Annotated in this window: 9 protein-coding genes; 2 read left to right on the top strand and 7 right to left on the bottom strand. The window is 49.6% G+C overall.

Translation table 11 applies throughout. The features are described from left to right. Position 1 precedes the first annotated feature (1 nt). The 7 genes from AC2CG4_RS01360 to AC2CG4_RS01330 form a co-directional block, all read right to left on the bottom strand. Positions 2-6403 carry a beta strand repeat-containing protein gene (locus AC2CG4_RS01360; protein ID WP_484484544.1) on the bottom strand — a complete coding sequence of 2134 codons (6402 nt, stop codon included), beginning with the start codon at positions 6401-6403 and terminating at the stop codon, positions 2-4. Between the two features lie 123 nt (positions 6404-6526). Then, entirely contained in the window at positions 6527-7093 is a 567-nt protein-coding gene (locus tag AC2CG4_RS01355; protein ID WP_484484543.1) for a phage tail protein, read from the bottom strand. A 275-nt stretch (positions 7094-7368) separates the two neighbouring features. Then, positions 7369-7851: a GNAT family N-acetyltransferase gene (locus AC2CG4_RS01350; RefSeq protein ID WP_484484542.1), complete on the bottom strand. Its 483-nt coding sequence runs from the start codon at positions 7849-7851 to the stop codon at positions 7369-7371. Continuing rightward, a complete protein-coding gene (locus AC2CG4_RS01345) occupies positions 7841-9001 on the bottom strand; it encodes a sulfotransferase family protein (protein ID WP_484484541.1) in 1161 nt (386 codons plus the stop codon). Before AC2CG4_RS01345 ends, AC2CG4_RS01350 begins: the two co-directional genes overlap by 11 nt. Continuing rightward, entirely contained in the window at positions 8998-9603 is a 606-nt protein-coding gene (locus tag AC2CG4_RS01340) for an aspartyl/asparaginyl beta-hydroxylase domain-containing protein (RefSeq protein WP_484484540.1), read from the bottom strand. The genes AC2CG4_RS01345 and AC2CG4_RS01340 overlap by 4 nt, the downstream gene beginning before the upstream one ends. A 64-nt stretch (positions 9604-9667) precedes the next feature. Further along, positions 9668-10558: an AEC family transporter gene (locus tag AC2CG4_RS01335; RefSeq protein WP_484484539.1), complete on the bottom strand. Its 891-nt coding sequence runs from the start codon at positions 10556-10558 to the stop codon at positions 9668-9670. A gap of 64 nt (positions 10559-10622) precedes the next feature. Then, the gene (locus AC2CG4_RS01330) at positions 10623-11483 is read right to left on the bottom strand and encodes an HDOD domain-containing protein (protein WP_484484538.1); all 861 of its coding nucleotides are present in this window, start codon (positions 11481-11483) and stop codon (positions 10623-10625) included. A gap of 223 nt (positions 11484-11706) precedes the next feature. On the opposite strand from AC2CG4_RS01330, the gene AC2CG4_RS01325 reads away from it, so the two are divergent. After that, positions 11707-13383 carry a hypothetical protein gene (locus AC2CG4_RS01325; RefSeq protein WP_484484537.1) on the top strand — a complete coding sequence of 559 codons (1677 nt, stop codon included), beginning with the start codon at positions 11707-11709 and terminating at the stop codon, positions 13381-13383. A gap of 232 nt (positions 13384-13615) precedes the next feature. Continuing rightward, positions 13616-15367 carry an alkaline phosphatase PhoX gene (locus AC2CG4_RS01320; RefSeq protein WP_484484536.1) on the top strand — a complete coding sequence of 584 codons (1752 nt, stop codon included), beginning with the start codon at positions 13616-13618 and terminating at the stop codon, positions 15365-15367. The last annotated feature ends 258 nt before the right edge of the window (positions 15368-15625 follow it).

The raw sequence follows: 15625 nt of genomic DNA, 5'->3' as shown, positions 1-15625 counted from the left end.
ATCAAAAGCGGAAAGTACTGCCTAGAGAATATAAATCTATATCCTGACCGCCAAAGAATATGCGGCGCCCACTCAGACCAAAACTAAAGGCATCGTTCAACGCGAGATCAATTTTTACACCTAGCAATGGATCAACACCGTCATCGTCTTTTAATGCAAACACTGCATTATCCAAATCAATCTCACTGCTCCAGATAAAAGCACCCGCTTCTGCAGAGAGCGTTATCGCCGAGCTAAGTTGGTGACTCACACCTTGTACCAAAGTCGCACCAGTCGCAGTGATTGGATACTCTTTGGCAAAATCGCGGGCAAAGGCATCCAGATCGGTATCGCCATCCAGCATCAGCTGAACATCCACATCACCTAGGTCGAGATACCCTACTTCGGTGTAGGTTAGCGCGCTCCACTGATAACCCAGTGCCAGCTGAAAACCGGTGCGACTATCATCGTAACGAGTGAGAGTGAACTTGTGCCCGGCTTCTTCCAATGCACCGGTAAAATCGGCCTCACTATGGCTGCTGTTGACCGTGAATATATCCAACCGCACATAGGTGTTTTCCAAATCTCGCGCTTGCGCATTGAGAGACAACACCGCGACCGCGATGGCCAGCAAACGTGCTGGTTTCACACGTTTGAGTATGACCAAGCTGCCCAGCAGCAGAATCCAGAGCGCAGGCACTGCACCGCCACCTTTGGAATTGACCTGCACTGGTGGTTTTGGCGGCTCAACCGGTGGCTCAACAACCTTCGCCTCACTCACCGCACCTGGATCTACTACCGCCGAGTTAACCAAGCCGTCATCATCGTTCGGGCCGCCGTCCTCTATTGTTAGCTGTACACACAAGTGACCGGCCGTTAACCCTGGAGTCCATTCAGCCGCGCCAGGAGGTGGGCAGTAGCCAGCGCTACCCGCAGCCGATGCCAGACTATTATTGGCATTCTCAATAAAGGTCACCCAACGACCTTTTTGGAACTTGCGATAGCTAGCTTGGGCGGGGATGGGCGCCTGTTGGGGAACTACCACGCGCACACTTTGACCGAGGGCTGGCAGATCGCGAATCGCAAAATCAAAGATGCCTCCAACCGGTTTAAATGCCGGGTCGGCAACCAGATTATCCAAGCTTCCTACCTCTTCATTGAGGATCTGCACACCACCAGAGGCGCTGCCACGTGCAAACAAACCAAGACCACAACGCACACCTGGATCACACTCAATCAGATAGGAGTTCGTTGTCTTGCCGGTTTGCGGCAGGATATTGGGCGATGGCATATTGTCGAGGTAATCTGGAATGCCATTGTCATCCGTGTCACCCGTGCCTTCTAACGCATCGCTAATGCCGTCGTTATCAGTATCTGTATCGTTACTTAACACCGGTAGACTGGCGACTATACGGAAATAGCTTTGGGTCGATACAGCTGCGCCCGCTGAATCCGTCACAGTCACTTGCAGTTGATGGCCACCCGTCAAATTGCTGGGATCAAATGTACGACTAGCGTCAACCGGATTGCCATCGGTATCTGCAAGGCCATTGGTGGCTGACCAATCAAAGCTGTGGGTGTCCTGCTTGTTTGGATCTTTTACCGTCACACTCACGGTGACCGGCCCACCATTAGGCGTAACCAAGCTGGTATTAACTCCGCCCTGGCTGATACTCATGCTGACCACTGGCGCCACATTGCCGGTGCGGATATCTATGGCATGGCGATTGGTTACACCCTTATTAATACCATTGCCCAGTGTCACTACTAATTGGCTGTCGCTCAAACCGGTCACTTGCGTCAGGGATACTGGAATGGGGACCTCCAGCTGCCCTTTCTGCGTAAATCTGGCCACTCCACTAACAAGATTATGCTCGGCAGCGGTTGCTGTGCTAGATGCTTCGACAACGTAGGGGATTTCCAGCGGATAAGTAGGTGAATTACCGTTGAGGATCACACTGAAGGTCACATTGCTCCCGCGCACTGCGATTTGCGATTTACTCAGGGAGACCAGCGGTTTCACGTCCACCACTTGCATCGCCTCGCCACTTACACCCACCGCATTGGTGGCCTTCCATTTGATTTGATGGCGACCAGGAGCCAATAACACCGTATTGTTGGTTAAGCCTTGTGGAGTGGTGGTGCAACAGGTGTTGCCGCTCACGCCATCGCTCGCCAAGGTTTTCAACACAAGATCAACCTCTGCCTGGGTAGCCGATGAACTCAGCCCCAACAATTGACGCAGTGTCACAGGTGTAAACAGCCCGGTGGCATTAATATCCAACTTGGAGGGAGCGGTTACTATGGGCTGTAATGGGTCGATAGTCGAAATGACTTCAATCTCAAATACAGGCAAAGATACAGTCACAGTGCCATCGTTGACGCTGATGAGTATTCCACCTGAGATACCTGCATCGGCATTTGTTGGTGTGCCGGTCAATGCACCCGTTGCAGTATTGAAGCTCGCCCAAGTTGGCTTGTTGGTGATACTGAAGGTCAGAATATCGCCCACATCCACGTCAGTTGCGGTTGGGGTAAAACTATATGCCTGATCCTGCTCCAAACTGGTCTTTGGTGTACCGCTGATTAGCGGTGCATCATTAACCGGTGTGATGGTGACATTCACCGTGATGCTTGCCGTATCCTTGCCATCACTTACCTGCACCACAAAGCTATCACTGCCATTGTAGTTGGCGATCGGGGTGTAGCTGACGCTGCCACCAGAGACACTTGCACTACCATGCTGTGCTGCGCCAGTCACACTCCAGCTCAGCGGGTCGCTATCACTGTCCGTTGCGGTCAAGGTTAACGCGAAGGCCGTAGGCGCGCCATCCTCACTCATTGCCACACTGGTAGCTGCGCCCTGTGTAATCACCGGTAGATTATTCGGTGGCACAGATGGCGTTACCGCATTGGACGCAGCCGATGGTGCACCTGTGCCTACACTGTTGGTTGCGCTCACCGTAAATGTATAGCTGGTGCCATTGGTCAAACCAGTCATAGTGATGGGTGAACCAGCGCCAGTTGTGGTAGCGCCACCAGGGCTAGCGGTCAGGGTATAGCCGGTAATTGCCGCACCACCATTTGAAGCAGGAGGTGTAAAAGTCACTGTCGCTTGAGTATTACCGGCAGTCGCTGTGCTTGCAGTCGGCGCACCCGGCACCACTGCATTCACCGTAAAGCTACGGCTGACTTGGGCTGCGGGTAAGTAGGTGCCATTGCCCGCCTCATTGGCATTAATGGTACAGGTCCCAGTTGCCACAAAGGTCAACCCGCCGCCACTGGTAATAGTACAAACCCCAGTCGTTGCCGAGGTAAATACCGGCGTCAAACCAGAGTCTGCCGTTGCACTCAACGTGGGTGCAGTGCCAAAGTCTTGCGCACCAGGATTGGCAAACGTGATCGTCTGGGTTGCTCTTGGAACAGCAGCATTGGAGGCCGCTGACGCCGATCCCGTACCGGCTGAGTTAGTCGCCGTCACGGTAAAGGTATAAGAAACACCATTGGTCAATCCAGTCACGGTGATTGGTGACACTGCGCCAGTCCCAGTCAATCCACCAGGATTTGAGGTAACTGTATAGCCCGTAATGGCAGCACCGCCGGTAAACGCAGGAGCGGTGAAACTTACCGACACCTGAGTATCGCCCGCCGTCGCAGTGGCTGCAGTCGGCGCTCCCGGCACTACCGCATTAACATTAAATGACTGGCTTACGGTGGGCGCTGCCAAATAACTTCCATTACCTGGCTCATCTGCATCAATCGTACATGTACCCGCCGTCACAAAGGTTAAAGCGCCGCCGCTGGTAATAGTACAAACACCCGTAGTCGATGAGCTAAAGACGGGAGTCAAACCCGAGGAGGCCGTCGCAGTTAGTGTAGGCGGAGAGTTAAAACTTTGTGGACCCGGGTTGTTGAAGGTAATCGTCTGAGCAGCAGCTGGGGTAACTGAATTAGACGCAGCTGATGCGCTCCCCGTGCCCGCCGAGTTGGTGGCTGTAACGGTGAAGGTATAGGCCACACTGTTGGTTAAGCCGGTTACCGTAATTGGTGAAGTAGCTCCCGTCCCCGTCAACCCCTCAGGGCTAGAGGTCACGGTGTAACCCGTAATAGCAGCTCCCCCTGTAGAGGCTGGCGCTGTGAAGCTCACTGTGGCTTGGGTGTCTCCTGCTGTTGCACTCGCCGCCGTAGGTGCTCCCGGCACTACCGCATTGACACTAAATGACTGACTCACAGTAGATGCAGCCAAATAACTGCCATCGCCCGCCTGATCTGCATCAATCATACAAACGCCTGCGGTGACGAAGGTTAAGGCGCCGCCACTGGTGATCGTACATACACCTGTAGTTGCTGAACTAAAGGTCACGGTTAAACCTGAGTCCGAAGAAGCGGTGAGAGTCGGTGTAGTATCAAAATCGCGTGCGCCAGGATTAGCAAAGGTAATGGTCTGCGCGGCCTTGGGCGTAACACTATTAGACGCAGAGGAAGGCGAACCAGTGCCCACCCCATTGGTAGCCGTCACGGTAAAGGTGTAGGCAACTCCATTGGTCAAGCCGGTTACTGTTAAGGGTGAACTCGCGCCGGAGGCACTGGCGCCCCCAGGACTTGCCGTCGCGGTGTAGCTGGTAATAGCCGAGCCGCCATCAGAACCCGGCGCACTAAAGGTCACACTTACTTGAGTGTCACCGGCAGTCGCTGTGCCGATAGTGGGCGCGCCTGGCAAGGTCACTACATTGCTTGCGGTAATGCCATTGCCGGCAACATCTGCCACATTCAGTGCCGCATCTGCGCCAGCGGCCCAGTCATCTGCAGCGGCAAGATTGTAGGTGGTACTGTCCTGCGCACTGGTGCCATTGTTATTCAACAAGCTGTTAACGCCAGTTCTATCCGTTGCACTTAAAGTCATAGTGAAGCTGGTGCTGGAACTGACGTCCACATTGGCGGTGTCGGTGAGGGTATAGGTAGCACCACCCTGACCGGTAACAGTAAATTTGTTGGCGATCACATCATTGGCCGCACCCTGCCGGCTTAGATAGCCACTACCGGTAACAACCAGCACACCGGTTGAGAAATTATAGGTCGCACTGGTAATGGTCGGAATCGCCACATTGCTCACAGTAATGTTATTGCCTGAAGAATCCTCTATATCGATCGCAGGATCGGCACCCGCGGCCCAATCATCAGCGGCTTCCAAATAAAAGGTAGATATATCGGTAGACACACCGCCATTTTTATTGGCTATCAGGTTGTAGGCCTCTTTATCGGTTGCACTTAACGTAAGCGCGAAACTGATATTGGAGGTAATTTCTACATTGCTGGTATCGGTTAGGGTATAGCTATTGGCCCCTTCCCCAAAGAGCGTAAATTTATTGGCCACTATGTCATTGTTGGCGCCTGCACGCTTGGTAAAGCCAGTTCCTGCTACGGTGAGCACACCGGTGCTGGCATTGTAGGTTGCGCTGCTAATAAGGGGCAGCGGCACGTTTGAGACGGTAATTGCATTAGCCGTCAGGTCTGCTGCTGCAGGTGAAGCTGCAATAAAACCTGCCGCACCGGCAAGGTTATAGCTGGTTCCGTCAGTGGAGCTGTTATCATTTTTATTGGTAATAACATTAACGCCCGCGCGATCAGCTGCACTTAAAGCCAAGGTAAAACTGGTAGCGGAGTCAATTTCAGCATTGGCGGTATCGGTCAGTGTATAGGTACTGCCACCCTCACCTGTCAGGGTAAATTTGTTGGCGACAACATCATTGGTTGCGCCAGAGGTCGCAGTAAAATTAGTGCCAGTGACGACTAAGGCACCCGATGAGACATTGTAGGTAGCAGATGTAATCGTAGGAGCGGGTAAAACTTTAGGGCTAAAATCCAAATCATCTATATCGAGATCCAGGTCAGGGCCTGTGATGCGAACCTCATCAATATTTTCCCAGCTTGAATTGCCAGAAACATCAAAAGTACCTACAAAAATACCTGCAAGATTAAAACTTGAACTCACTTGCTCGCTGTTATCTCTATAGCCTTTAATGGTTATCGTTGTGCTCCCAAAGCCAGTAGCGACAACAAAACTATTCAACTTAAACTCATCGCCATCACTCGTCTTAAAACTCACCTCTGTTGATGTATTAGGGCCCGGAGACCGATATGCCAAGGCATGATCCCCTCCTGAAGCAATATCGCCATCATTGACAATCCTAATATTAAAACTTGCATTATTGGTGTAGGTAATACCGCCTATAGTGACAGAATTACTGAGCTGATCACCCAGTCCTAATCCATCAAAGTTTTGATCGGCTGGCGTCGCCGCCCAAGCGACCGGTACCAACGCCACAAAAAAAATGCCCAAACATAAACGCAGCCAAGCTGTACTAATTGGTTTAGTCCAACCACTGCCCATGCTCAGGATATTACTCAATTTTTTTAATGGCATGATATTTCCTCTATTGCCAAACACGATGGGATACTGATATCTAAAACACGACAAATCAAAATCTAACGACCATAAGCATTTATAAACAACTATATAAATGCTTATGGATACTAGAACATGAAATTAATTACGCGTCGGAAACAAGCCTTGCAAAGCAATAATAAAATTAATACTTTGGTAAGGATCACGAATATTAATAGGTTGACTGCCGCCGACAGGTGCAACGCTACCCGTTGCCTGAAACGGTTTCAGTGTAGTGTTTGGAGCATCGGTCGCATACAAGGTGCCGGCGCGACCTCCCGCTGCCACAGGTCCTAACACCGTGGTGTTAGACGGCGCAGCGTCAACACTTGTTCCAGATGAAGATGCCGGTATAGCAACCTCAACCGTAACTGCTGATGTATGCACAGGCAACTGAGATGTCGTCAGTGTTACGGTTTCACTACCGCTTTTTTCCCCAAAGCTTATAGGTCGCAGACCAGGGCCATCTCCAACACCTACAGGGCTGCGCCCACGCAAATCGGGCAGCCCAAAAGACGTTCGACCATCACCACCGTAGGTAGTACCCAGAATTGAAAAAAGTGCTGTATTTTCCGCAATAGACAGCAGCTGCCCATTACAAAAAGCCCAGCCACGCGGTGCAAAGTTGCCCGCGAACATTATAATTTCGCCAATAAACGGCTCTGACATCATTATTCTCCTTAACGGGTTTTTAGAACGATTATTTGAAAAAATTGCTCCTTATATTTTCGATACCTGCAAGACTCTTATCCAGCGAATCAAAAACAACACAACTCCTAGCCTAAGATATGCCTAAACCTTAGATGAGTTTTCAAAAAAAACCAGTCCGTTATTTTCAAACGCCTGATCTTGTTAAAAAACCACACGAAAAAGTACAACAACTCAAACATGAATGCTATTACACCGCATAACGCACAGTTCATGTATTAAGCTGCGAGTGCTCTTTACCATAACAATATGTCGTGTGTGCCAGAGGACTCAACCAAGGTAAAACCTAGCCTCATATATAATTTTTTTGCTCCGACATTGGATTGGTCAACCGAGAGCCGCAAAGACAGGCTTGTTTGATCGGCCAGTCGCTTCAATCCTCGCAAAACAGCTGTGCCATAACCTTTGCCACGCGCTGATGCTGTAAATGCAATATCAACAATATGTAGGCTACCTGAAAAATTATTAATGATTAATTTTCCAATTGGCTCTGCAGCCAGCTGGATAATAAACGTATGCGCACCAGGAAAAGAGGTTGTATAAGACGACTGCTGTAGAATGAACTGCTGTTTTATCAACAAATCCACTTGTGTCTTCGATATTGGCATTTGATAGAGGAATTCGCGTGTAGAAAAAAATAACGCTTCAATAAACAGCTGATCTTGCGGCTCATGCTCGCGCAACTGTAACCCGAATGGCAAAGAAATCTCACCCAACATTAATAACCATTTCCTTCGAATTGTTTGTCATCATCAGCAAATTATTATATGCAGTTAAAATGTGATGTGGCATTTGCTCATGTGATGCCAGCAAGTTTAGTTGCTTTTCTTTATCGTGCAAAAATAATTGCACAGGATTTTTTGAGTTAAATTTCATTCGCATTTGTATTTTCACCGAACTACTTTCATCCAAATCAAGCCCCATAAAATAAAGTAATGTTGCTATAGTTTGAAAACTCAATTGTCGGTAATCAACTAAATAAGCGTGCCGCTCAGGGAAAATATTATGCATTGCACATAACAACCCATGCAGCACATTTGCTCTTTTTCCAAACAACTCATCCCCATCATCCCAATGGAAAAATACCGAATGAAAATGCGCCAGTGCCTTGTCACCACTCATATGCCGCCCTGCCAAACGTTGATGGGACGCCAGAATTTCCACTGGATCGCGCACCAGAAAAACACTCGGCACCTGTGGATAAAGGGCACGAATAGTGCCCCAGCGAAAAATATCCCACGCATTCCATTTGACGATAACATTCGGTCGCGACGGAAACACGCTCGCTTGTAAATTGACCAGTTGTTGCAAATAGCTTCGCCCGGCCGATTCCGTCAAGGTTTTATCGAGCAAAATTTCAGTTAACACAGGGGATTCAGAAAATACGCAGGTTGTATCCAACTCTGAAATACAACCAGAAATAAGCGTGGAGCCACAGCGTGACAAATGAAAGATAAATCCTGCAGGCATTATAGGCTGCACGGACTGCGCTTGAATATCCAGCGATGACAAAGCCGTTTTAGGTGCGATGAATTGATTTACCAAAACAGTTTGTCGATAGCGCGCAATCGTTTCATCCTGAAACGGCTCGGTGGCATGGCCTGCTGGCAAACACCAATAAATATTGCGGCTTTTCGCGTGATAGCGGTACGGCAACCAATGCCCCGCTAATTGAATATTATCTCCACCAACAACCTGCTGATTTAATTGCGCCAATTCAGCAATGAGTTGATCATCACTCAACTCCGTTTGTTGCCACAAATTTTTAATCACAGACAACAATTCACCAACCGAAGTCGCCTCCTGGCAGCGCGCTAATTGTGCAGGTGAACTGATGAGTTCGCAGTAAGCTGTAAACAAATCACTCACTGCAATACCCCTGAATATATTTGCTCACACAGCCATTTATTAGCGACACAATCAATCACCAGATTAATCCGGTCTTCGCTGCCGCGATTGTAAACCTCGTGAACTTGATTGGCATTGAAGTACCAGAGCTCACCCGCGCGCATGGGAATTTTTTTATTATCGACGAAAAAATTCACGTCACTACTGGTGTGGATCGGCACATGCAAACGCGCCTCGCCAAATTCAATACTTAGCCCGTGATCACGATGGGGTTTTATTTCGGCACCCGCGGTTAAGCGCATTAAGCGTGCGGCTTTGATGGGGCAGTGCAATTGATTAAACAGTTTGTGTATTTCAGGGCACTGTTGCATCACCGGCAAATTTTCCCATTCATCGCCTTCGGCAATAGCAAAACCTTGCAAGATGGGATGTGCATTGAGGTGTTGGCGTTGGCAACGCAGGGGCATTACATCCCAACGACCGGCGTAATCGTTTTTATTGACGTGATCAACCCAGGCATCAACGCGTTGCGAGTGGTGTAACAGCGCTTCAACGTCTGCCTGCAATGCAGCGAGCTGAATAACACAAGGGAGTTTTACAAAAGAAATAACCGGATTTTCCATTCACAATGCTCTTATTCATTGAATGAAATCCTTTTCTGACCAATACCTCCACCCACCAACAGATTTACAAAATTGCAACCAGTAAAAACGGCAGGCCGATAAATGCAAGCAGTGTCGATACCAACACCATCGCCGCAATTTCTTCCGGATGGCGATCATAACGCAGCGCCAGCAGATAGTTGAATACTGCCACCGGCATGGCAGATTGCAATAACACCACATTACGCGAGACGCCGGTCAGCCCCATTAATTCGCACACGATAAACCCGAATAACAACCCTCCACCCACGCGTAACACACTAAACAACAAACTGCGCTTCCAAAAATGAATTTTTAGCGTGGCAAGGGAAACACCGAGTGCGATAGTCATTAAGGGAATGGCGATACCACCGAGCAAATCGAGTGTATTGCTAATCCAGCGAGGCAACTCAGTGTGAGTGACCAGCAATATCACCGCAATAATCATCGAATAAATCACCGGCTGTTTGGCGATGGCTTCCATGCGTTTTACTATTCCACCTTCACTAGTCGTCACTAACAATAAGCCGACAGTAAAGGTCGCGACCATCATCACCATAAAGGAACCCAACGCGAGCGCGAGGCCGGTTTGCCCATAGGCGAATAAACACAGGGGCAAACCCATGTTGCCGTTGTTGGGGAAAATTAACGGCGGCAGGTAGGTGCCGATCTCCAGTTTCATCCAGCGCAGCAATAGCCAACCAAACACACCCATCGCCGTCATCACAATCGCGGTCGCCAACGCCACCTGCCCCATCACCGCTGGATCAATTTTTACTTTCGCCATCACACTGATGATTAAACAGGGCGTGCCTATGTTCATCACAATGCGCGAAATAAAATCCGAGGGAAAATCAGTACCGGTTTTACCCCAAATAAAACCGGCGCCAACAGAAATAACGATTGGAGCGAGAATAGCGAGTAATTCATTCAACATGAGAAGCGGCTTTTACGGCAGGGAAATAAACTGGCTCCCGGTCAAGAGAGCCGCAGAAGAAGTATCAGAACAAGCTTTTAGCGACGATTTTAATTTCCTGCACATTGGTCATCACAAAAGTGAGGCCACCGGCAACCACTGAATTTTCTGGCGCTTCCAGTTTTTGGTAGGCAGTTAATTCCTGAATGGGTGGTAAATCGGTTTTGGCGTTGCTGAGTTTGAGTGAGTGATATAAACCCAGATTGATCAGGTCAAGTAAATTGGGGGCACCAGGGCTTTCGCCGGACCAGTTGCCAATACCCTGCACCACCTTGATGTACTGCTCGTCGACCTGCCACTGCTTGAGGGTGATCACACCGAGGGATTTGGCGTATTCACGGCAGAGCGCAACATAGGCGGGAACATCGGGGGTTTGCTCGGCATCTTTAAAAGCAGACAACACCGCCAAGGTTCCCACTTCACTCAACAGCGCCGCCATCAATACATTATCGGGCAGCACATTTTTAAAATGCATGTGCTTGGCAACATAGGTGCTGACACTGGCTTTTAAGGCCAAGCGGCGCCAAGCCTCCAGATACAAACGTTTATGTTTAACTGAGTGGACAGAAAACAGGCTCTTGATGGAATGCACCATGGTAATACGCTCAACTTGATTCATCCCCAACAGGCGAATCACATCGAGCAAATTATTGGGCGGATTTTGGCTGCCCACCAAAGGGCTGGATGCATACTTCAATAACACTGCCGATAGCTCAGGATCTTTCGCCAGTAACCGGCCCAATTCCGACATGGACAGGTCTTGCTGCTCCATGGCATTGCGAATTTCAAAGGTAATAGAAGGCAGGCTCGGTAATTGTTCCTGGCCGCTTAATAGATCGCGGATGACATCGCGATAGAGAGAGTAATCTGATTGAACCGATGTCACGCTAGAATCCATATCACACACATTTGTCATTAATAAGCTATGTCGCCAAGCGTAGCAGATTTACATAGATCTGGCTCCACCCAGCCTAAAAGCGCGAATCCGCTGCTGCAATTATCACCAAACTCCGCCGCGCTGAGCCTGTACGAAGCTGCAAGAAAAATGTCACATCCACTTGATAGGCTGCAGCCACTTTGTCATCCAATTCAGCGGGATTTGCTGCACCATGAAACAGACTATACCGGTTATAGGGGCTGCGGCCCTCGCCCTTTTATGCTGTCTAAGCGGCTGCGAGCCTCAGCTAAATGACGCATTAGCAATTTCTACCCCAGAGCGAACAACTAGCGCCGCAACCATTAATGCCTTGCCCGAGGTTGCTCCTAGCCAGCAGACACTGGTGACCAATGACAGCATCACTAATCTGGAAGCGCCCATTCCATCCCAGTGTTATACCAAGACCGAAAATCGCCATAACCCTTGTTATACCTGTCATCAAATGTATGACCGCAGCAAAGGCGAATTTCGCATGAACGAGCTGGACGACGGAGGACTACAGGGCGCCTATATTTTTTCAGATGATGGTCTGAGCAATCACTGGTCAAATTTGTTTCAAGACCGCAGCGACTGGCTCGCACAAATCAGTGACGACACCATTCAAACTTACGTCAACCGTGAAAACTACACTCAACTCGCTCCATCACTGCAGGCGCGCAACTGGCAAGGTTTTATCCCCGATCTGCAGAACTACCACACCGCAGCCGACGCCTTTGACGAGCAAGGTATCGCCAAAGACGGCAGCCACTGGATCGCCTTTAATTACAAACCTTTTCCCGGTACCTTTTGGCCAACAAATGGCGCCACTGATGATGTAATGATCCGCCTGCCCAAAGCATTTCGTGAGCACAATGGTGAATACGATACCGCGCTCTACTTTTTAAATTTGGCGCTGGTTGAACTCAACATCAAACAATTAACCCGCATTCCAATTGCGGCGCAAAATGAACAGCAACTCGGCATGGATCTAGACGGTGATGGCCAGCTTGGTACTGCTACTGCACTCGTGCCGCAAAAACATTATTTTGGCGATGCCGCACAAATCGCCGTGATTGCCCAGCAATACCCGGAGCAAACCGAATTTATGCACTCAGTGCGCTATGTGGGCAGCGATACCCAGGGCAATATTTTTGTGCCCGCGCGAATGAAAGAATTGCGCTACATGAAAAAAATCCGGGAGCTTGCCCAATACGATGTTTCCGGCCGCTATGCCCGCGAACGCAAAGAAAAGAATCAAGAAAAATTACCCAATTTTGTCGACCACGGCGAACAGGGCATGGAAAATGGTTTCGGCTGGATGCTGCAAGGGTTTATAGAAGACTACTCCGGTGAGCTGCGCCCCCAGACCCATGAAGAAACGTTTTTTTGCATGGGCTGCCACGCCGCAGTAGGCGCCACCATCGACCAAACCTTTGCCTTTGCGCGCAAAGTCACCGGCCCGCAAGGCTGGGGCTACATCAACTTAAAAGGCATGCAGGACGCCCCTAGCGTGAGCGAACCCGGCGGTGAAATTTTGCATTATTTACAGCGCGCCGGTGGCGGCAGTGAATTCCGCGAAAATCCAGAAATGCTCAGCCGTTGGTTTACCGGGAACGGCATGGTCGATACAGATAAAGTCAAAGCGGCTGATGTGTACACTCTGATCACCCCCTCACACCAACGCGCACTGCAATTGAACAAGGCCTATACCCATATAGTGCGCCACCAAAGCTACATCTACGGGCGCGATGCAACCTGGAATCCAGCTAAAAACGTGTTCGACACGATTGATGAATCCGAACCACCATTGGCACCGGAGTTCCGTTTTTACAATTGGGATATCCGTTTGGACTGGAGCAAAGCGCAGTAGACAAGGTTAATCGCCGGCTCTTTTTCTGAAGCACTGCTGCGTAAGCACCAGTGCTTTTTTATTTTCCATAACAACCACAGCGGCCCGACAAGGAGATTTTTGGCGTCAAAAAACCTTCATTTAACTGACACAAATATGTTGCCAAACCTTCACACAGCGCCCCTAGGCTTCGTGTCTCGCAAACCTCTTTTTAAAGACCATTTTTAAAGACTAACCTTGGGACCAAAAAACCATGACATTCAACAAAAAAATATTAGCCGTGTTAATTTCCTCTTCCCTTCTGCTCACAGCCTGCGGCGGTGACGATGGCAAAGATGGCACCACTGGACCTAAAGGTGATGCCGGTGCGCAAGGCCCAGCAGGCACCCCTGGCACCAACGGCAGCAATGGCGCCGATGGAAAAGATGGCGTGGATGCCACCGCTCCCGCAAAATTGATCCGCCTTGCGACTATACCCATGGGCGCCGAATTAACCGGCATGTTCAAAACCGACAACGGTGAATTCTTTTTCAATATCCAGCACCCGTCCGACACCTTACCCGGCGACGAAAAAAAAGCCGCTGTAGGTGTATGGAACGGCGTCGATCTGGACAACCTTGACCCTAAAATCACTCCAGTTCCGGTCCCGGTAAAAGGCTCGCCAGAGTCACAAACTACCAAAGTTGCCATAGGTAGTTACCAAGCACTTGGCCGCGAAGGTGACACCTACGCAGGCGCTATGCCCTTTGGGTTTGGCAACATCACCAACCCTGCTGGCACAGTGAGCATCAAACAATCCAACAACCCTGACTTCAATGCGTTCATCCCCAGCAACAGCACTGGCAGCGAAGGTTACTTGTTCAGCGCATGGGAAGATCGCCCAGGTGGCGTAAGCCGCTTGAATATCGCCAAACAAAACGATGGTACCTGGCGCGTGAATGACGCGATGAACGTCAACTTCGGCAATGTAAAAGGCACCATGATCAACTGTTTTGGTACGGTTTCTCCTTGGGGCACACCGCTGACTTCAGAAGAAAACTACGAAGCGGAAAATACCGCGCGCTGGAATGATATGACTTACTCCACCGGCTACCCCAACTACGCCGATGTCTTGAAAATCAAAGACTACTTGGGCGGCACCTTCCCCAACCCTTATGACTACGGCTACATAGTGGAAATCACCCAGCCAAAAGCAGCGGCGCCAGTGGCGGTGAAGCACTTCACTATGGGTCGCTCAGCTCATGAAAACCCAGTGATCATGCCCGACAAAAAAACCGTGTATCTGACCGATGATGGCTCAAATAAAGGCTTCTACAAATTTGTAGCGGATGTGGCAGGCGATATGAGTGCAGGAACTCTTTACGCGGCGAAAGTCACCCAAGACGCAACTAACGATACAGCCAAAGCCGGTTTCGATATCGAGTGGATCATGTTGGCACACGGAACCAATGCTCAAATTGAAACCTGGATCGACAGCTACGATGCGATCAACGAAACCAATTACGTTGCCGGTTCAACTAACTACATTAGCGATGCCGACGTAGCTGCTTGGGCCGCAGGTACCGCGCCCGACAACCGTGTCGCTTTCCTTGAAACCCTGCGCGCCGCCAAAGCCAAAGGCGCAACGGTTGAGTTCAACAAAATGGAAGGTATTAACATCAACCACGATGGCGCTAAAGACCGCAGCGTGCCGTTTATGTACGTTGCCATCGCTGAAGTTCGCGGTGCAATGGCCGACACTACCGGCGACATTCAGGTAAAAGAAAACCGTTGCGGTGCGGTTTACCGCATGGGCTTCGACATGAACTACAACGTGGATCGTATGCAACCGGTGGTAGTAGGTGGCACATACAATGGCACCAGCACGACCGACAAATGTGACCCCAACGGTATTGCACAACCAGACAACATCGAAGTATTGGATGACGGTCGCGTATTGATTGGTGAAGACACCAGCAACCATGTAAACAACATGTTGTGGATCTACAACCCAATGGGTATGTGATAACAAATAAGACACTTTAGGATAAAAGTGTCATCAAGTTGTAACTCACTCAGCTCATTATAAGAAGCGTTAAGAGTAAGGAGGCTACATAGCAAGGAGGTCACAGGGAGGTTGTGCGCTACAAGGGGCTTAGGCCCCTTTTTTTATATTCATCACTAATGCTCATTTCATCGCGCTCAAAAATAGCGCCTTTTGCCCGCTGCAAGTACAAGTTGTTGCTAAAAACCACAGACACAATATGTAGTCATATCACCCCCG

Source organism: Cellvibrio sp. ATLC23 (genome assembly GCF_057196725.1).
Note: the sequence above shows the minus strand (reverse complement) of the source record. Positions and strands in the feature narration are given on the sequence as shown.

Coding starts and splice junctions, on each gene's coding strand:
- AC2CG4_RS01360 (WP_484484544.1), bottom strand. CDS start 6,403: ATGCCATTAAAAAAATTGAGTAATATCCTGAGCATGGGCAGTGGTTGG.
- AC2CG4_RS01355 (WP_484484543.1), bottom strand. CDS start 7,093: ATGTCAGAGCCGTTTATTGGCGAAATTATAATGTTCGCGGGCAACTTT.
- AC2CG4_RS01350 (WP_484484542.1), bottom strand. CDS start 7,851: ATGTTGGGTGAGATTTCTTTGCCATTCGGGTTACAGTTGCGCGAGCAT.
- AC2CG4_RS01340 (WP_484484540.1), bottom strand. CDS start 9,603: ATGGAAAATCCGGTTATTTCTTTTGTAAAACTCCCTTGTGTTATTCAG.
- AC2CG4_RS01335 (WP_484484539.1), bottom strand. CDS start 10,558: ATGTTGAATGAATTACTCGCTATTCTCGCTCCAATCGTTATTTCTGTT.
- AC2CG4_RS01325 (WP_484484537.1), top strand. CDS start 11,707: ATGAAACAGACTATACCGGTTATAGGGGCTGCGGCCCTCGCCCTTTTA.
- AC2CG4_RS01320 (WP_484484536.1), top strand. CDS start 13,616: ATGACATTCAACAAAAAAATATTAGCCGTGTTAATTTCCTCTTCCCTT.